The 18,402-nt window shown below is 39.3% G+C and carries 16 protein-coding genes; 11 read left to right on the plus strand and 5 right to left on the minus strand.

All coding sequences use genetic code 11. From position 1 onward, the window contains the following. Positions 1 to 48 precede the first annotated feature (48 nt). The 4 genes from AAG807_RS06500 (at position 49) to AAG807_RS06515 (ending at position 4,709) form a co-directional block, all read left to right on the plus strand. Positions 49 to 1,155, plus strand: coding sequence for a helix-turn-helix domain-containing protein (locus AAG807_RS06500; RefSeq protein WP_341901750.1), 1,107 nt, complete (start codon positions 49 to 51; stop codon positions 1,153 to 1,155). Between the two features lie 144 nt (positions 1,156 to 1,299). Further along, entirely contained in the window at positions 1,300 to 2,292 is a 993-nt protein-coding gene (locus AAG807_RS06505) for an alpha/beta hydrolase (protein WP_341901752.1), read from the plus strand. Further along, positions 2,289 to 2,954 (plus strand): hypothetical protein, encoded by a 666-nt coding sequence (locus AAG807_RS06510; protein ID WP_341901754.1) that lies wholly within the window; start codon positions 2,289 to 2,291, stop codon positions 2,952 to 2,954. Before AAG807_RS06505 ends, AAG807_RS06510 begins: the two co-directional genes overlap by 4 nt. Positions 2,955 to 3,095: 141 nt before the next feature. Next, positions 3,096 to 4,709 carry an ice-binding family protein gene (locus AAG807_RS06515; RefSeq protein ID WP_341901756.1) on the plus strand — a complete coding sequence of 538 codons (1,614 nt, stop codon included), beginning with the start codon at positions 3,096 to 3,098 and terminating at the stop codon, positions 4,707 to 4,709. Positions 4,710 to 4,904: 195 nt separating this feature from the next. Here AAG807_RS06515 and hemH read toward each other — a convergent pair whose 3' ends face one another. Continuing rightward, entirely contained in the window at positions 4,905 to 5,924 is a 1,020-nt protein-coding gene (gene hemH / locus AAG807_RS06520) for a ferrochelatase (RefSeq protein WP_341901757.1), read from the minus strand. A gap of 212 nt (positions 5,925 to 6,136) precedes the next feature. Then, the gene (gene lpdA / locus AAG807_RS06525) at positions 6,137 to 7,540 is read right to left on the minus strand and encodes a dihydrolipoyl dehydrogenase (RefSeq protein ID WP_341901758.1); all 1,404 of its coding nucleotides are present in this window, start codon (positions 7,538 to 7,540) and stop codon (positions 6,137 to 6,139) included. Positions 7,541 to 7,965: 425 nt separating this feature from the next. Between lpdA and AAG807_RS06530 the strand changes: the two genes are divergently transcribed. Genes AAG807_RS06530 through AAG807_RS06545 form a run of 4 tightly spaced genes read left to right on the plus strand, consistent with a single transcriptional unit; the run spans position 7,966 to position 12,935 of the window. Then, entirely contained in the window at positions 7,966 to 8,652 is a 687-nt protein-coding gene (locus tag AAG807_RS06530) for a TetR/AcrR family transcriptional regulator (protein WP_341901760.1), read from the plus strand. Beyond that, on the plus strand, positions 8,633 to 10,255 hold the full coding sequence (locus AAG807_RS06535; RefSeq protein ID WP_341901762.1) for an ABC transporter ATP-binding protein: 1,623 nt from the start codon (positions 8,633 to 8,635) through the stop codon (positions 10,253 to 10,255). The genes AAG807_RS06530 and AAG807_RS06535 overlap by 20 nt, the downstream gene beginning before the upstream one ends. After that, positions 10,252 to 11,568 carry an HlyD family efflux transporter periplasmic adaptor subunit gene (locus AAG807_RS06540; protein WP_341901764.1) on the plus strand — a complete coding sequence of 439 codons (1,317 nt, stop codon included), beginning with the start codon at positions 10,252 to 10,254 and terminating at the stop codon, positions 11,566 to 11,568. Before AAG807_RS06535 ends, AAG807_RS06540 begins: the two co-directional genes overlap by 4 nt. Further along, positions 11,568 to 12,935, plus strand: coding sequence for a TolC family protein (locus AAG807_RS06545; RefSeq protein ID WP_341901765.1), 1,368 nt, complete (start codon positions 11,568 to 11,570; stop codon positions 12,933 to 12,935). The genes AAG807_RS06540 and AAG807_RS06545 overlap by 1 nt, the downstream gene beginning before the upstream one ends. A gap of 22 nt (positions 12,936 to 12,957) precedes the next feature. On the opposite strand, the gene lipA is transcribed toward AAG807_RS06545, so the two are convergent. Both lipA and AAG807_RS06555 read right to left on the minus strand, forming a co-directional pair. Beyond that, a complete protein-coding gene (gene lipA, locus AAG807_RS06550; RefSeq protein WP_341901768.1) occupies positions 12,958 to 13,839 on the minus strand; it encodes a lipoyl synthase in 882 nt (293 codons plus the stop codon). Between the two features lie 137 nt (positions 13,840 to 13,976). Then, positions 13,977 to 14,585, minus strand: coding sequence for a hypothetical protein (locus tag AAG807_RS06555; protein ID WP_341901769.1), 609 nt, complete (start codon positions 14,583 to 14,585; stop codon positions 13,977 to 13,979). A gap of 164 nt (positions 14,586 to 14,749) precedes the next feature. Between AAG807_RS06555 and AAG807_RS06560 the strand changes: the two genes are divergently transcribed. The 3 genes from AAG807_RS06560 to AAG807_RS06570 all read left to right on the plus strand — a co-directional run bounded on the left by AAG807_RS06560 (position 14,750) and on the right by AAG807_RS06570 (position 16,598). Next, positions 14,750 to 15,154, plus strand: coding sequence for an OsmC family protein (locus tag AAG807_RS06560; protein WP_341901771.1), 405 nt, complete (start codon positions 14,750 to 14,752; stop codon positions 15,152 to 15,154). Further along, entirely contained in the window at positions 15,147 to 15,974 is an 828-nt protein-coding gene (gene rlmB, locus AAG807_RS06565; RefSeq protein ID WP_341901772.1) for a 23S rRNA (guanosine(2251)-2'-O)-methyltransferase RlmB, read from the plus strand. The genes AAG807_RS06560 and rlmB overlap by 8 nt, the downstream gene beginning before the upstream one ends. 72 nt (positions 15,975 to 16,046) lie before the next feature. After that, positions 16,047 to 16,598, plus strand: a complete 552-nt coding sequence (locus AAG807_RS06570; protein WP_341901774.1) for an RDD family protein — start codon at positions 16,047 to 16,049, stop codon at positions 16,596 to 16,598. 99 nt (positions 16,599 to 16,697) lie between these two features. Here the strand turns inward: AAG807_RS06570 and AAG807_RS06575 are convergent, their stop codons facing one another. Beyond that, a complete protein-coding gene (locus tag AAG807_RS06575) occupies positions 16,698 to 18,275 on the minus strand; it encodes a C1 family peptidase (RefSeq protein ID WP_341901775.1) in 1,578 nt (525 codons plus the stop codon). Between the last annotated feature and the right edge of the window lie 127 nt (positions 18,276 to 18,402).

An 18,402-nucleotide genomic window follows, 5' to 3' on the forward strand; every position in this document is an offset into this window, starting at 1 on the left:
ATTTGATTGAACTTTGAGAAAATTCATATCGGAAATTAATTCAATGTTATGTTTTTTATCACGGGTTTTAGCATTACATGTTTTCTTCTTATTCTCTTCTCATTCAAAAAGGAAAAGAGGATACATGACTATGTGCTTGCCTTTTGGTTGGCTGTGATTTCCCTTCATATATTATTACATTATCTTCATTACAGCAGACTTGATTATGAATATCCGTGGCTTCTTGGAGTAATTCTTCCTTTACCAATGTTGCATGTGGTCTTTCTCTATTTTTACACCATTGCGCTCACTGAAAATAGGATTCCGCGTATATCTGCAATTATACTTCATCTGATACCTTTCTTTATCCTATTGGGTTTGGCTATCCCATTTTATCAGTTATCCAATGCTGAAAAGATCACTGTTTTTAAAACCGGAGGTGAAGGATTCGAATGGTATTCTCTTGTACAATTGACATTCATTCTACTATCTGGTGCTTTTTATTCGGTTTTAACTCTTTTGAAAATCCGGAATCATCGAAAAACAATTCAGGATCATTTATCGAATACAGATAAAAAAATGCTTCGGTGGCTGGAGTACTTAACTTTCGGATTGGGCTTTATTTGGCTGCTTGCGTTATTTTTTGACGACAATATTATATTCGGAGGAGTTACCCTATTCGTCTTATTCATCGGTTTTTTTGGAATCAATCAAGTGTCCATTTTCATCCCAATCCGAATAGAACCGCATACACCCATTTTGGAAACAAACCTGAATTCCATTTCGGATCCGGAAGAGAAAAAAGAAAAATACGCCAAATCAGGACTTGATCAAGAACAGGTTTCCGATATCATGAAACGACTGGAAGAACTGATGGTTGATGAAAAACCTTTTAAGGAAAGTGAATTGACTTTAAATGAACTGGCCAAAAGAATGAATCTGAATCCAAATCAGCTTTCTCAGGTCATCAATTCCGAAACAGGCAAAACATTTTATCATTACATCAACACTTACAGGATTAATGAATTTTTGTGCCTGCAATCACTGCCAGAAAACAAAAAATTTACTTTTCTCTCACTAGCTTATGATTGTGGTTTCAATTCTAAAACTACATTCAACAAATATTTCAAAATTCAAACAGGGAAAACACCCTCAGAGTATTTCCCTCAAGGATAATCCAATCATTTCCTGTTCTCACGAACACAGGCTCAACCAGTTGATTTAAAGCCGATAATCCGTTCGCGTACTTCGTCCTGTGTATTTCCCTATAAGCACGCACGCCTGTTTGGAATTCTTCCACTTGTTTTGCATCAAAAAATTATGAACAGACTAATTATCACTATCCTTCTATTCAACTTGTGTTGGATGTCGGCATGTCAGAAAGTGGATATGTCAGAACCAGGTGCCTTAGTGCCACGAACTGTCGATCAAGACCCGTCATTACCTTCACTTTCCATCAACGCAACCCTTCTTCATGTGGAAACCCATGGAAATCCTTCGGATCCGTTATTGATTATGGTACATGGAGGACCTGGAGGAGACTATCGCTCACTTCTAAATGCAACGGATTTTGTCCAAGACGGATTTTTTGTGATCTTTTACGATCAACGCGGAACAGGCCTCTCTAAACGGGAAGATAAAAGCCAATACGAAAACAAGGATGCTGTTCAACTCTACATTGATGACCTAGACGCATTAATCAATCATTTTCAGCAAGCACCTTCGCAAAAAGTTTTCTTAATGGGGCATTCCTGGGGTGCAATGCTGTCAACAGCATATGTAAATCAGCATCCGGAAAAGATTAGTGGAGCTGTACTTGCTGAACCGGGAGGTTTTACCTGGACGCAGACCAGTGATTATCTGAGTCGTTCGAATAAAATCAAATTCTTTTCAGAAGCTTTGAATGATGCTGTATTTCCGGAACAAATTATCTCGGGTCGGGATGAGCAGGAAATATTGGATTACAAAGCCAGTTTTTTTTCCACATTCGAAAATGCTCCGGGAAATACCATTGGAAATCCCGGGTCTTATCCCTTTTGGAGAAATGGAGCAGTTGTTTTTGAAAAGTTGATTGAAAATGCAGAAAAATACAATTTCGATTTCACTACAAATCTCCATTCCTTTTCAACAAAAGTGCTTTTTCTATATAGTGAACGAAATCAGGCATACGGAGCGGAATGGGCATCTACTGTTTCATCTGCTTACCCCAATACACAATTAGAAATAGTTAAAGACTGCGGGCATGAAATGCTGTATTTCGGCTGGACAGATCTTTACCCAAAAGCAGCTACTTACTTAAATGAATTAAAATGAAATCAATTATATTCTTTATTTTTTCGGTTTGTATTCTCACCAAAACAATTGCACAAGATGTTAACTGGCGTTCGATGAATGACCAATCGAACCATTTAGCATCCCTTTATCTTGGAGCTGATTTTAGCTCCTATTATGGGGTTTCTTATGCATATTCCATTAAAAACAAATACAAGCCTGTTTTTATCGGAACAGAACTGACTCTCCCTTTTGGAAAAGAGCTTATCGATGACTGGCGCTGGAACCTGAATATTCAAACCGAACTGTGGCATAACGATCACTTATCTTTGGGAACTAAACTTTCATTTATCACACGTAGGTATTCCTCACCCATGGCAACGCTTTATAACACGGCTGCTGCTTTCTCGCTAAATTTCGGTTATCTGAGACCGAAAGTCGGAGTAGTTCTGGTAGCTGCTTATGACAAAACGATGGCTACGCATATTGAACATCATTTATTGAAAGAATATTATCCTCAAATCAGGGACGGATGGTATAAAGCTTCAGGCGGAACTTTCAAATTCGGAGTTCGTGGAAACTGGTCATATCACTCATGGAGCACTTTCCTTACAGTAGGAAAAGCTTACGCGCAGAATTTCAAAGATAATCCTACGCTGCCGTTTTTCGCTGAATTATCGGTACAGAAAAGATTTGGAAAATAATAGACTGGTACTTCATCCAGATACCGAACATTCTGTAATCAGTGATTTATGTAACTTATAATTTCTTTTATATAGTTATTAAGAACAAAAATAGACTACTTTCACCTAAGGCGAATATTCTTTTGCCTTTAATCCAACTTTATGATAAATAAGTTACCCTCAATACTTACAGGTATTGCTATATGGGCGTTCGCATCTATGACAGAAGCACAAGCACCCACTCTTGGCACTGCCGCAAACTTTTCTCTTTTCTCCACTTCAGGTGCTATAACCAATACCGGTTTGTCACAAATTACGGGTAATGTCGGTTCAAACAATGGTCCTGTAACCGGTTTCGGCAATGTAAATGGTGTTATGCACAGCAGTGATGGAGCTACGGCTCAATGCGCTACTGATCTTTTGATAGCATATGGTCAACTTGACAATGCAGTTACTACCAATTCACCGGCACCTTCACTTGGAAGCGGTCAAACACTTTTGGCAGGAGTTCACTCGATTTCAGGCAACACAACTATCAATGGAATATTGACCCTTAACGCACAGAATGATCCGAATGCTGTCTTTATTTTCAGAATTCAGGGAACATTGTCTTCCGGAGCTGCAGCAAAAATAAATCTGATCAATGATGCAAAAGCATGCAATGTTTTTTGGAAAGTGGAAGGTGCAGTAAATCTGGCTTCAGGAACTTTTATGTGCGGAACTATCATTGCAAATAATGCCGCGATTGACATGACGATTGGAGATACGCTTCAGGGACGTGCATTTTCTACAGCAGGAGCAATCACATTAAATGGAACGATGGCTTATACGCCAATTGGTTGCGGAAGCCCTGCTCTTAACGGTCCTACCGCACCGCAACTTGGTGCTACTGCTTGTTATGGATTATTTTCTTCCAATGGAGCTATTTCCAATACCGGAGCAACATACGTGACCGGTGATGTAGGTAGTAATTCAGATGATCCGACTGGTTACAATGCGGCATTTGTTAATGGTACAATCCATTTATCACCTGATGGGTCAACTGCACAATGTGCTTCCGACCTGCTACTGATGTACAATTATGTCAATGCTCTTCCTTATGATATTGAGTTATTGTATCCTGCACAGTTTGGAAACAACCTGGTTTTAACCCCTCATACCTATTTGATGAATGCAGCAGCCACATTGACAGATACGGTGTATCTCAACGCAATGGACAACGCTGATGCCATATTTATTATCCAGATAAATGGTGCACTCACCACCGGTACAAATTCGAATATTGTCTTAATGAACGGTGCGCAATCCAAAAATGTTTATTGGAAAGTAGAAGGAGCGGCAGACATCAGCACCAATTCCATCTTCAGAGGAACGCTCATTTGCAACAATGCCGCTATTGGGAATTCCGGTGTTTTACTTGACGGTAGAGCCTTGATAACAACCGGTGCTTTATCGACTAATGCATCCATAGCGATCGCAACAATGATCCCAACGAATTGCGCCACTTTAGGACTTACATCACTGGAAACGGCAAATATCATCTCCGTTTATCCCAATCCTTTTTCAAGCTATACAACGGTTGAATTTACCGATGCAAGCCTGGTAAGCAATTCTGAATTGGTTATCTATGACATGCTGGGAGCGGAACAGTTCAAAACGACAATTACAGGTAAGGCAACAAGTTTGGATACGAGTCGATTTCCATCCGGTGTTTATTACTACAAGCTAATGAATAGCGGTGTGATCATTCAGACTGGGAAATTGACAGCAGAGTAATGCCAATTAACATATTAAAAAAAAGCCATCCTTCGCAAAAACGTAGGATGGCTTTTTTAGTATAATCTCCTTATTAGATTCTTACAGCTCAAAATACACGCAACACCTATCAGCGTTGGGCAAATCCCGCACGTGCGGGATGTCTATCTGTATTTTTGAGGTTTGTAATGAGGGTTTATCTGAGGGGGAAACCGATTACGCTTTTCGGATCAAATCTTCCAAACAGTCAACAAAACGTGGGTGATCATTTGAACTTGGAACCAATTGCACTTTTTCGCCTCCGTGTTCTTCAAAGATCTCCTGGTATTCCCCACCGATCTCGATCAATGTTTCCAGGCAATCTGCAACGAAAGCCGGACTGAAAGCAAGGATTCGTTTTTTTCCTTCTTTTCCCCATTGCTCAATGATTTTATCAGAGAAAGGCTCAATCCATTTTTTGTCTAACCGAGACTGAAAACTGACAATATATTGCTCCTCACTTAATCCAAGCTTCGCCGCAATCAAACGCGTTGTAGCATAGCAGGTAGCTTTATAACAAAATTTGTTATGGTCGTTCACCTCCGATTCACAAGGTTGATCCGAACACAATCCGTCGTCATATACTTTATCCACCTGGCGTTCAGGCAAACCGTGATAGGAGAACATGATCTTATCATAAGAAGCCAAATCAAATTCCTTCGATCTTTCCACAATAGAATCGATATATCCTTCGTGATTATAGAATTGAGAAATAATTTTGATTTCAGGAATCACCCACCATTTACGAATGATATCCATTGCTTTTTCAACTGCAGACCCCGTTGAGGCACTTGCGTATTGCGGAAATAATGGGAGAATAATCAATTCATCATAGTTTGCTTTGTGCATGCGGTCTAAAACAGATTCCATGGAAGGATTCTGATAACGCATCGCCATTTCCACGGTCACATTATCCGAATCAAATCGCTTCTGAAGCAAACGCTTCACTTCTTCGGTATGTGTCAAAAGAGGTGATTTCCCTTTTCCCAGATCCCAAAGCTCTTTATAAATCTTCGCTGATTTGGGTGTTCGAAACGGAACAATGATTCCGCGAACAAGTAGCAAACGAGAAAAGAATGGAATGTCAATCACCCGAGGATCCATCAGGAATTCTTTCAGGTAACGACGAACATCACTATTTTGGGGGCTATCCGGAGTTCCCAACTGAATCAATAATACACCAATCTTTTTACTCATCACACTAGTTTAAGGCACTGCAAAAATACATAAAAGTGAAGAACGGAAAATGACTCGATTCATTATTTCCCGCAGATTTCACGGAAGGACGCAGATTTAAAATTTGATTGGCAATTCAAGCTGCAAAAAATCCGCGAAATTTGCGTTATTAGCGGGTAAAACCAAAAAGCCCTCCGAGTTTCGGAAGGGCTTTTCAAATTTTGATTTATTTCTTAAATATGTAATGCTCTGTTGTCAGTTGCAGCAAGTGCCGCTTCCTTGATTGCTTCTGAGAATGTCGGATGTGCGTGACAGATACGGGAAATATCTTCTGCAGATGCACGGAATTCCATCGCAGTAACTGCTTCCATGATCATATCCGCAGCACGTGCAGCAATCATGTGTACTCCCAATACCTCATCTGTTTTAGCATCAGCCAAAATTTTGACAAATCCTGCAATATCCATGGAAGCTCTTGCTCTACCCAATGCTTTCATCGGGAAAGAACCTGCTTTGTATTCAACACCTGCAGCTTTCAATTCTTCTTCCGTTTTACCAACTGAAGCGATTTCAGGCCAGGTGTAAACGACTCCGGGAATCAAATTGTAATTGATGTGCGGTTTTTGTCCTGCTAATTGCTCAGCGACCATCACTCCTTCTTCTTCCGCTTTGTGAGCCAACATTGCTCCTCGAACAACATCTCCGATCGCGTAGATATTTGGAACGGTTGTTTGCAGGTGATCATTCACATCAATTTGTCCGCGATTGTTTGCAGTCAAACCAATGTTCTCCAATCCCAATCCTTCTGTATATGCTTTACGACCAACAGCTACCAAACAATAGTCTGCTTCCAGCGTAACTTCTTCATTCTTTTTGTTCAAAGCCGTCAATTTCACACCCTTTCCGGTGTTTTCGACTTTCTGAACTTTATGCTCCAAATGGAACTTGAACCCTTCCTTTTTCAAGATTTTAGTCAATTCTTTTCCTAATGAAAGATCCATTGTTGGAAGAATAGTTGGTGCGAATTCAACGACATCTACTTCAGTTCCCAAACGGGCATAAACAGATCCCAATTCCAAACCGATAACTCCACCTCCGATAACAATCATTCTTTTAGGAATTTCTGTCATTTTCAACGCTTCAGTTGAAGTGATGATTCGTTTTTTATCCGGTTCCATTCCCGGGAAGAAGTTTGGTTTCGAACCGGTTGCGATGATGGTATTCTTAGCTGTGATATTGGTCGAGTTCCCCTTTTCGTCCTTGATTGATATGGTAGTTTTATCTACAAAAGAACCAACACCCTGATAAACTGTCACCTTATTTTTATCCATCAAGAATTTCACTCCGTTACACGTTTGTGCAACAACTTCTTCTTTACGGGCAATCATTTGAGTGATATCAGCTTCCAAATTCTCGAGCTTAATACCATGAGTTGCAAAATTGTGCTTCGCATTGAAAAAGTGCTCAGATGAATCCAACAAGGCTTTTGAAGGAATACATCCCACGTTTAAGCAAGTTCCTCCCAAAGTTGGGTATTTTTCGATCAAAGCAGTATTCAATCCTAATTGTGCACAGCGAAGAGCAGCCACGTATCCACCTGGACCTGAACCGATAATCGCAACATCAAACGTACTCATAGTTTCAATTTCTAAAATGTGGGTTAAAGGTAAGTATTAATTGAAAAATGAGAATTGAAAAGTGAAAAGAATGTGCTAAAAAGGAATAGTTATAAGAATCATAGAATGCCTATTGAAAATGCAATCCCGATAGCTATCGGGAGCAAAATGCAAAAGAATGTGCTAAAAATCTATAGCTGTGAGAATGGATAAATTTTAGAAATTGATCTAAACGTTAAGGTAAGAATTCATGCAGAATGCAAAAGAATGTGCTAAAATTTGCTAAAATGCACTAGTTAATTCTGAACATCAGAAAAACATCCGATTCCAATAGGAATGGTATATCTATATAATACTAAAATTAAATTTTCATCAAAAAATGTTAAAGTGAACTAATCCTAAAATAATAGTAATACATTTGACAATAATAGCATTACTATCAAAAAATGATTGTTCAGTTTAAAATTGCCCAACCAAAGTGCACGTATTTGCGAGACCCTCAAGAAACCAAACTGGGGCTTTCCATTATTCAGCATAGCATACTCTTAATTCAAGAGATTGGTTTTGAACGTTTTACACTCAAAAAGTTAAGTGAATCAATCGGATGTACCGAGGCCAGTGTTTACCGTTACTTTCAAAGTAAACACCAATTGCTATTGTTTCTATTCTCTTGGTATTGGGGATGGATGAATTACCGTATACAACACGAAATTGATCCTTTAAGAACTTCTCTTGAGCGACTTGAAAAAGCAATTTCCCTATTAATTGAACGTACTTCAGATGATCAACGCACACCTTTTATAGACGAGGCTAAACTACAGGAAATTATTGAGCAAGAAGGAGTTAAATCCCTACTAACAAAAGAGGTAGATAGCATCAATAAAACGGGGGCATTTGAGAACTACAAAAAACTCGTAGAGTATTTGGCGGAACTCATTCAACAGATCAATCCCAATTATTCCTATCCGAATATGCTAATCACAACTATCATTGAAGGAGCTCATTTACAACATTTTTTTGCCGATCATTTGCCACGTTTAACCAACAGAAGTGAAAATCATCAGTCAATTAGTTCATTTTATCTCCATCTATTAACTTCTTCATTGCAAACAAATGGAAAAATCAACGATTAATCCTTTGAAACATTTGAGTAACTTACTCAAACTGGAAAAATCAGACATTTCAGCACTCTACTTCTATGCAGTCGTAAGCGGAATATTAAGCTTAAGCTTACCACTGGGTATTCAATCCGTGATTCATTTCATCCAAAGTGGGCAAATCACCACTTCCTGGATGTTGCTGGTAATTCTTGTAATTCTCGGAGTTATCCTAACGGGAGTGATGCAAATTATGCAATTGCGTATCACCGAAAACATCCAGCAGCGCATATTTGTTCATTACTCTTTTGACTTTGCTCATCGCTTTCCCCGGTTCAACCGTCAGGCACTCTCCGGGAAAATTCCCGCAGAACTCATGAATCGCTTTTTTGATGTTATCAGTTTACAAAAAGGCTTTTCAAAAGTTTTATTGGATTTTACTTCCGCACTTTTACAAATCGGTTTCAGCCTCTTTGTATTATCACTTTATCATCCGTTTTATATTGCCTTTAGTTTTTTACTGATTTTACTGTTGGTGGTCATTTTCCGTCCGATTATAAAAAGAGGCTTGGAAACTTCCCTGAAGGAATCGAAACACAAATATGCGAGTGCTTACTGGCTACAGGAAATTGCGCGGGCTGATTGGAGTTTTCGTTTAATACCCAATGAAAAACTGTCCTTAAATCGATTGGATGAACATGCAAATGCCTATCTGCAAAGTCGGGAAGATCACTTTCAGATTTTATGGAAACAATTCATTTGGATGATTGCTATCAAAGCTTTAATTGTTGCTTCGCTGCTTGGTCTGGGTGGTTACCTGGTAATCTCACAACAAATCAACTTAGGACAATTTGTGGCAGCTGAAGTACTTATCTTATTGTTACTCGGCGCAGTGGAAAAAATCATTCAGTCACTCGAAACACTTTACGATGTATGTACTTCTTTGGAAAAACTGGAACAAGTTCGAGACATCCCGGTTACGTTCGATGAAAATGTAACAGAAAAAACAATCGAGCTGTTTCCCATAGAACTCATTCAGTTGCACACCAACGAAAACGGAGCAATTATTCACTTCGAAAAAGGTCAAAACACGCAACTAATCGGAAACAATCAAATAAAAGTCAATACCTTTTTACGCCAGCTTATTGACCCGACGATCGACATGAACTTTGCTCCCCGCTGGAATTTCCACATTCCGGATGGAAATCAACTGACTGCCGGATTTGATCAAATCGGATGGTTCGCAAAAGGAACACATTTAATTGAAGGAAGTCTACTCGAAAATGTACAGTTCGGAAGAAAGGCTATTTCCGATGAGCAAGTGCTGGAAGTTCTCAAGCTGGTAGATCTAGCCCACTTGTACAAATACCGACAGGAAGGATTAGACTCCCGAATCAGTAAATCGGATAAATTCCTATCGGAAGAAGAACGGGATCGTTTGTTAATTGCGAGGGCTATCGTAAACAAACCGAATCTCTTAATCATCTCGTTTATTGGTTCACCAATCACAGCCAAAGACCGTCTCAAGTTGATTGAAGACATATCTCAATTCAACCAAAAAACAACCATTTTACTAGCCACGGAAAATGTACTTCCCGTAAACTGGAATAAAATTGATTTTAATGATTTAGGATTATGAAACGATTTGAATCTTATCACTCCATACAAACAGTCAAGAAATTAAAAACTCCTTTGCGCTGGAGACGATTGAGTTTATACTTCTTCGGAATACTGCTTATTATTCTGTTTTTACCTTGGACTCAAAACATTGATTCTCCGGGAACAGTGACTGCTCTTAGCCCCAATAACAGACCACAAACTGTTCACGCAATCATCGGAGGAAGAATAGAAAAATGGCATGTCAAAGAAGGACAATTTATTAAAAAGGGAGACACTTTAGTTTTCCTCAGTGAAATCAAAAGCGAATACATGGACCCAGCGCTGATTCAGCGATCAGAATCTGCCATGCGATCGAAAGAAAACAGTGCTGAATCCTACATGGCAAAAGTAAAATCACTGGACAGACAAATCGACGCCTTGATTGACAACCGTGTATTAAAACTTCAGCAAGCGCGCAATAAAGTCAAGCAAAGTAAATTAAAAGTGACTTCAGACAGCATGGATTACAGCGCCAACTCCAAGCAGCTCGAAATTGCGGTAAAGCAATATGAACGAACGGAAGAATTGCATCGACAAAACCTGAAATCACTTACAGAACTGGAGAATAAAAGGCTGAAAGTTCAGGAAATGGAGGCAAAAGTAGTGAGCCTGGAAAACAAGTTGCTTTCATCACGCAATGAATTAATCAATGCGATAACCGAAGTTCAATCCATTGATGCAGATTACCGGGATAAAATTGCAAAAAGTGAATCCGAAAAATCAACTGCACTTTCCGGATTATACGACACGGAAGCAACGGTAACCAAAATGCAGAATGAAATTACCAACTACAGCATCCGATCCGGATATTATTATGTGACGGCACCGCAAGACGGATATATTTCGAAAGCACTCAAAAATGGTGTAGGAGAAACCGTAAAAGAAGGAGCAGAATTAGTCAGCATCGTTCCGAATCTCTCTGATTTTGCCGTTGAAATGTTTGTATCACCCGTAGACTTGCCTTTAGTGCATGTAGGAAATGAAGTGCGTTTGCAATTTGATGGATGGCCAGCAATCGTCTTTTCAGGATGGCCGATGGTAAGCTATGGTTCGTATGGCGGAAAAGTAGTTGCTATTGACAATTTTGTAGGTCCGAATGGAAAATACCGCGTATTGGTTGCTCCGGACACAAAGGATCATCCTTGGCCCAAAGAGCTTCGAATGGGAGTTGCCGTAAAAACGATGACGCTTCTTGACAATGTTCCCGTTTGGTATGAATTATGGCGAAAAATCAATGGATTCCCTCCAAACTATTACCTATCCGATAAGGTTTCGACAAAAGACAAAAAATAATGAAAGTAGTTTTCCTCTTTATCTTTACACTTGGCACAAGTTGGGCTCAAGACACCATTCAACAGTTTACCTTGGATCAATTTCTGATGCATGTAAAGGAAAATCATCCGGTAGCACTTGTAGCCACCAATCAGGTTGAAATGGCAGAGCTCTTTATTCGTCAGTCTAAAGGTAGTTTTGATCCGGTTTTATTGGGCGGTGTTGACCAAAAAGTATTCAATGGAACAACTTATTACAGCACCCTTTCCACTGGAATTAAAATTCCTACACGTTTAGGAATCGATGTAAAAGCTATGGGAGATTGGAATCGCGGGACTTACCTGAATCCGCAAGATCGTGTGCCGGATGGAGGATTGACTTATTTGGGTTTCGAGGCGCAATTGGGACGTGGAATGTTTACTGATGAGCGCAGAACGCAAATAAAACGTGCTCAAATCGCATTGAATCAAAGCTACGTTGAACAGCGATTAACCCTGAATGAATTGTTGTATGAAGCGGGACAGGCATTCATCCAATGGCAAGAGCAGGAAGCGCAATACCAACTCGCTAAAGAAGGACTGGATTTTGCCGAAACCCGTTTTGACCAACTGCTTTCAAATGCTGCACTGGGAGACCGACCTTACATTGATACCGTTGAAGCATCCGCACAATTATTTTTGCGAAAAATGGAAGTGGAACAACGCAAATTAACCCTTCTCAATGCGCAAATAGCCGTTGAAAATTTTCTTTGGGAAAAAGGGATTCTCCCATTACAATTGGACAGTAGCATCGTCCCTGAACTGCTCTCCATCAACAAACCCAAACTAACATTCGCTGATTCCATGGGAACACACCCGGCTGTTCGCTATTACGATTGGAAATTATCCGATTTGAAATTGGAACGCAAATTAAAAGTGGAACAACTCAAACCTCAACTGAGCGTCAATTACAATTTGCTTACTCCGGCATCCGATTTTATTTCAACCAATTACACATGGTCTAATTACAAATGGGGAGCAACCTTTTACATGCCTATTCTCTTGAGAAAAGAACGCAATAGTTTAAAGATGACCAACGTGAAAATTGAAAACACCCAATTGGAACAACAATTGAAGCAACGGGAATTGCGCACCAAGCAGCTTCAAATCAGAAATGAATGGAATACCGCTGTAACTCAGGCTCAAATGGCGGAGACCATTGCTTCCAGATACAGGCAATTGACTGATGCAGAACGAACCCTTTTTCTTAATGGAGAAAGCTCCCTTTTTCTGGTTAATGCGCGCGAAATCTCCTACCTATCGGCACAAGGAAAATTGATTGAAACACTCTCAAAAACGAATAAATTGAATCTATCCGAACAGTTTATCGCCGGGAAGTTGGGACTTTAAAAAGGGAATGAAAGTCTGTTTCTTACAAATCAAAAATATGCTTTTCAGCATGGTAGGAAGAACGCACCAAGGGACCGCTTTCTACAAAACGGAAGCCCATTTCCAATCCTAGTTTTTCGTATTTCTGGAAACGCTCCGGCTCCACAAACTCAACGATTGGTAAATGTTTCGGAGTTGGTTGCAAGTATTGTCCGAGTGTCAAAATATCCACTCCTACAGCTCTCAAATCTTGCATTGTTTCGATGATTTCCTCGTCTGTTTCTCCTAAACCAAGCATTACTCCTGATTTAGTCCGCATCCCCCCTTTTTTCAAGCGGAAAAGAACTTCCAAACTGCGATCGTATTTTGCCTGGATGCGCACTTGTTTGGTCAAACGGCGAACGGTTTCCAGGTTATGAGAAACGATTTCAGGAGCTACATCAATAATTTGTTGCAAATTTTCCCATTTTCCGGCAAAATCGGGAATCAGGGTTTCCATGGTCGTTCCGGGACTTTGATGACGAACTGCTTTTACGGTCTGAACCCAGATTCCGGAACCTCCGTCTTTTAGGTCATCGCGGTCTACTGAAGTAATCACCGCGTGCTTGATCTGCATGGTTTTGATTGAATGCGCCACTTTTCCTGGCTCGAATTCATCTACCTCATCCGGTTTCCCCGTTTGCACAGCACAAAAACCACAGGAACGTGTACAGATATTCCCTAAGATCATAAATGTAGCGGTTCCTTCCCCCCAACATTCCCCCATATTCGGGCAAGAACCACTTTCACAAATGGTATGTAATTTATGTTCATCAACCAATGCTCTTACCTTGCGGTAATTCTCACCAATTGGGAGCTTTACACGCAACCAGCTTGGTTTTTTGATGCGAACTTTGTTATCTGCTGTTGTTATTTCTTCTGACATAGTCGTGTCTTTCCGCTATTCAAAAATAGATCTTTTCAATCACTCTAATTTTGATTCTACAAAAGTACGAAGAAGCAATCAATTTAATTGAAAATTGAGAATTGAAAAGTTTCACAGCTTGAAGAATTTTTAATCGTTCAACTTTGCTTAGAATAGTCTGTATTAACAAGGATGATTAAAACTTCATTCTTCATTTCAAATTTCTTCAAATATTCCCTAAGCTTTTTAAGTATTATTTTCGAATAATAATTAGACCAGATATTCCAGTAAACAACGAAAGTGAATTTTTTACCACTTGCCTTTGCCAAAATTTCTTGTCGATCAGAATCAGTAATATTCCATAGATCAAAATCATCCTTAAATCGCAAATCAAAATTAGTAGGTAGATGGTTGAAACTTTTAAAAGGCTTCTCTGATAAAATATTTAGTTTTTTAAATTCTCCATAGCATTGAACGTACCCATTTACCAGTGCTCCAAGTGAATCGTAAATTCGCAATTGAATGGTTGATTGCTCAACGCCATGTTCAAATTGCCATAAATTTACAGCGTGTTTTTTATTGGATAATGAATCAATTAACTCATCCTTTATAAAAAGGTTGTAATCCTGAAAAGTAACTTTATTCTTGACAAGATAATTCTCAACTTCCAATTTTGATTTATCAACTGCACTCTTAGTTCCCGTGTAATGCACAAAACTACAGGATGAGATAACGATCAGACTAAAAATAATTAGAATTCGTCTCATTTTATTTGGTCACGGGAAGGGGAAAACATCATTTATACTTACAAATTACTTTTCATGTTGATTCCTATTTATAAACTTAAAAAAATCTATTGAAAAAACTAAATAAAATTTCATTGTACTCATCCATCCAATAAACCCTACATTTGCAGTAATATTATTTTTCTATGGCAACAGCAACAGTAAAATACCTTGGTGGATTGAGAACGGAATGTACGCATCTTCAATCCGGCACAGTCATTCATACGGACGCACCAACAGACAATCATGGAAAAGGAGAAAAGTTCTCCCCAACGGATTTGGTGGCAACAGCTTATGCTTCCTGCATGATCAGTATCATCGGGATTTACTGTAAAGAACACGGTTACAATTACGAAAATGGCTTTGCAACAGTGACCAAAATTATGGCTGCTTCTCCGCGAAGAATTGGAAAATTGGTGATTGACATCGACCTGAGAAACAATGGTTGGGACGAAACAACCATCGAAAAAGTAAAACGTGCTGCTTTGGCTTGTCCGGTGGCAAAATCAGTTAGTGAAGAACTCGAACTTGAAATCACATTCAATGTATAATAAGAAAAACGACCGCGAAGAAAGAGGCGGAGGATTTAACAAAGACAACAATCGCGGCTTCGACCGTAAACCGAAAGAAGATCCGTCGGATATCATCTATGGGATTCGTGTAGTGATCGAAGCGATCAAAAACGAAGTGGAGATCAACAAGATTCTCATTCAAAAAGGGATCGATAAGGATCTGTTTGAGGAATTAAGAACTGCTTTGATTGGCAAAGAATACCAATTGCAATTTGTTCCTGTTGAGAAATTGAATAAACTGACAGTGAACAATCACCAGGGTGTGATTGCATTTACTTCTCCGGTTGAATACAAAAATATCGAGGAATTGTGCGACCAGTGGCTTTCAGAAGGGAAAGAACCATGTGTTTTGGTACTGGACCGCATCACAGATGTGCGTAATTTCGGTGGAATTGCACGTACTGCAGCTTGTATGGGAGTGGATGCTATTTTGGTTCCGTCAAAAGGAAGTGCCTTGGTTTCTGCTGACGCAATTAAAACTTCAGCCGGAGCACTGCACAGTATTCCAGTTTGTAAGACAGACTTATTGAAAAACAGTTTGTTTTATTTGCAGCAAAGTGGTTTTCAAATCGTTTCATGTACGGAAAAAACAAAGGTTTCTGCGGAAAGTTATTCGTTCTTTGGTCCAACAGCAATTATTGTCGGATCGGAAGAAGATGGTATTTCCCATGACCTACTAAAAATGTCGGATGTACGCCTGAGCATTCCAATGGCTGGAGATATTTCTTCCCTGAATGTTGGAGTAGCGACAGGAATGATTCTATACGAACGCTTGAGACAAGTAAAGGCAGCAAAATAAGACTTAAGACAGAAGACTAAAGACTGATACAGTCGTCTTCTGTCTTATAAATTTAAACTTTAAACCATCGAAATGAAAACCATCGAAAATCTAAAGGTTGAGAAAACAACCTATAAAAAAGAAACGGATGAAAACGGAAATACCATTAAAGTTCCGGTAACGAAAATGGTTGCCAGACCACCGGTTGTTGTTGGTCAAGGTGTTCGCTTCGGATATTACTTAATTGACCTTGTCTTTGTTTACATTTTAGCTTTCCTTATTGGTGTTATTTCCGCATTTGCCGGAGTATTTGAGATTTGGGATAATCCGATTACATCACGCCTACTTGGAATACTGATATTTGTGAGTTATTATTTTATTCTGGAAGCATCTTTCGGAACCACATTGGGAAAATTGATATTAGGCTATACAGTAATTGATGAATATGCTGAAAAACCGAAAATCGCAACTCTTTTAGGTAGAAATTTTGCTCGTGCAGTTCCTTTCGAAGCATTTTCCTGTTTAGGAGAACGCGGATGGCATGACTCTTGGTCAAATACATATGTGGTGAAAAACTCTGAAAAAGCAGAACTTCAAAAGTTGCTCGGAACTTTTTCCAATACGAAAGAAGATATTTTGGATTAACCTTTTTTAGACTTTAGGACGAAAAGATATTAGGACAAAAAAAGCCTTCTGAAATTCAGAAGGCTTTTGTCTTATCTACCTAACTCATATTCAATGAATTTACCACCCCAATTCGTCACACATATCGATAGTAATCATTTCGGTTGTTCCGTCATCGAAATAAATAGTTGCAATCAATCCGCTAAGGCATCCCCAGCCATTGTAACCGGTTTTATAGCTATCGTTGCCATCGGTAACCGTCACGTAACGGGTTGTAAACGATTCGTGATTGTAATCGTAAACTACTTTTTCAATCTGGTCTTTATAAGCACTTAGCCCTACTAATTGAATATCAAAGTGAAAATTGCCGGAATCGTCGTCTAGCGATTGAGCTGTAACAACCGGCCGGACATCAATATATTCGTATTCTTCACCACCATCGTCAACGTAATTATCCTCTTCGTCCAGTACCTGACAACCATCAAAAGTTAACTGAACAGTTTTCCCGTCTTTCAGGTAAACAATCGCCTGCATTTCTTCCAAACAATAAGGTCCTTCGTATGCAGTCGGAAAGTAAGGAGCTTCATCAGAGGATATGTATTGCTCCGGAAAATCAGGATCGTCGAAAATATAAATCACCTTCGCAACCTGATCCTGAATATTTTTATTTATTGCCAATGCATAGGAAACGTAAAAATAATTACTATCGATTTCTTCGGAATAACCGTAAATTTCAAATTGATCAGCAGTAATGGTTTCCGAAGAAGGCAAAACCGGATTAACTACAACCGGATTATTTGTTCCACCACCTATTTCGTAATCTTTACTTACAACGTAAGCTTCTCCACCGGAACCTCCCATCATGAGTTTGAAGCAATCATAATCCACCCAAACATGTCCTTGATCACCCCAGCTATTTCCCCATGAATTCATGATCTTGAATGCTTTTCTTTCATCGTCATAACCAGTCATCAGCATTGCATGTCCGCCATTTTCAACCTGGGTACATTTAAAAATCCCGGTCGAATTTGCTCCAATACCGTCAAATCCTTTCCCAAGAGGTACACCAATAATAATGGGAACATCGTTACTCAGGTATTGCTTGTATTCGTTGAAATTCATTTTGTTCGCCAAACGATTGTAGCCTTTGATCTTATAATTTCCAGCTACGGAAAATACTGATTCCATTGGTTTTGTGCAGTCATCATCGCTATAAGGCATCGTTTCCCATGGAACAATCCCTTTCGTTTTTAATAACTCCAATGCATCAGCGATATATGATCCGCAATCAGGACCGCAATTACATTCACGAATTCCGTTGTACACATAGGCGGGACTCATTACTTTGGAATAGTTCACCGGTTTTCCCCATTGGTTTTTAGCTGAAAAATAAAAAGATGCGAATGCGTATCCGGTTGACCGGCCAACACAAGACCCCATATTACCCTGATCGCCAGGTTGAGGAAAGTAATCCGGGGAAATCACGTATGCTTTTGGTAGTTCACCATCACTTTTTGTGGAACGGAAGGGAACTCTTGTTTCTTCGTATTTCCCATCCGGCATAGGTAAATAACCTGTGGCTTTTTGAGCAAAAACATTAGAGCAAGCAAGTAGTATGATTATTAAAAAGCCGACATTTTTCAAGCTTGGTTTCAAGGCATAAGGAATCATCAATGTGTGTGTGTTTTGAGCTGTCAATATTTGCCGATAAATGTATTCACTTTTTTGGAACAAAAATGAGGAATGGTTTTTTTTTGATGAGGAGTGAGTCTAATTAGGAATTGAGCATGAAATTGGAGTTTAGATCCGTGAAAACACCAAGCAA

The sequence above is a fragment of the Fluviicola taffensis DSM 16823 genome (assembly GCF_943372375.1).
Classification (GTDB): domain Bacteria; phylum Bacteroidota; class Bacteroidia; order Flavobacteriales_D; family Crocinitomicaceae; genus Fluviicola; species Fluviicola taffensis_A.

What these genes read in the sequence shown, in the direction of transcription:
- AAG807_RS06500 (WP_341901750.1), top strand. Translation starts at nt 49, where the DNA reads ATGTTTTTTATCACGGGTTTTAGCATTACATGTTTTCTTCTTATTCTC.
- AAG807_RS06505 (WP_341901752.1), top strand. Translation starts at nt 1,300, where the DNA reads ATGAACAGACTAATTATCACTATCCTTCTATTCAACTTGTGTTGGATG.
- AAG807_RS06510 (WP_341901754.1), top strand. Translation starts at nt 2,289, where the DNA reads ATGAAATCAATTATATTCTTTATTTTTTCGGTTTGTATTCTCACCAAA.
- AAG807_RS06515 (WP_341901756.1), top strand. Translation starts at nt 3,096, where the DNA reads ATGATAAATAAGTTACCCTCAATACTTACAGGTATTGCTATATGGGCG.
- hemH (WP_341901757.1), bottom strand. Translation starts at nt 5,924, where the DNA reads ATGAGTAAAAAGATTGGTGTATTATTGATTCAGTTGGGAACTCCGGAT.
- lpdA (WP_341901758.1), bottom strand. Translation starts at nt 7,540, where the DNA reads ATGAGTACGTTTGATGTTGCGATTATCGGTTCAGGTCCAGGTGGATAC.
- AAG807_RS06530 (WP_341901760.1), top strand. Translation starts at nt 7,966, where the DNA reads ATGATTGTTCAGTTTAAAATTGCCCAACCAAAGTGCACGTATTTGCGA.
- AAG807_RS06535 (WP_341901762.1), top strand. Translation starts at nt 8,633, where the DNA reads ATGGAAAAATCAACGATTAATCCTTTGAAACATTTGAGTAACTTACTC.
- AAG807_RS06540 (WP_341901764.1), top strand. Translation starts at nt 10,252, where the DNA reads ATGAAACGATTTGAATCTTATCACTCCATACAAACAGTCAAGAAATTA.
- AAG807_RS06545 (WP_341901765.1), top strand. Translation starts at nt 11,568, where the DNA reads ATGAAAGTAGTTTTCCTCTTTATCTTTACACTTGGCACAAGTTGGGCT.
- lipA (WP_341901768.1), bottom strand. Translation starts at nt 13,839, where the DNA reads ATGTCAGAAGAAATAACAACAGCAGATAACAAAGTTCGCATCAAAAAA.
- AAG807_RS06555 (WP_341901769.1), bottom strand. Translation starts at nt 14,585, where the DNA reads ATGAGACGAATTCTAATTATTTTTAGTCTGATCGTTATCTCATCCTGT.
- AAG807_RS06560 (WP_341901771.1), top strand. Translation starts at nt 14,750, where the DNA reads ATGGCAACAGCAACAGTAAAATACCTTGGTGGATTGAGAACGGAATGT.
- rlmB (WP_341901772.1), top strand. Translation starts at nt 15,147, where the DNA reads ATGTATAATAAGAAAAACGACCGCGAAGAAAGAGGCGGAGGATTTAAC.
- AAG807_RS06570 (WP_341901774.1), top strand. Translation starts at nt 16,047, where the DNA reads ATGAAAACCATCGAAAATCTAAAGGTTGAGAAAACAACCTATAAAAAA.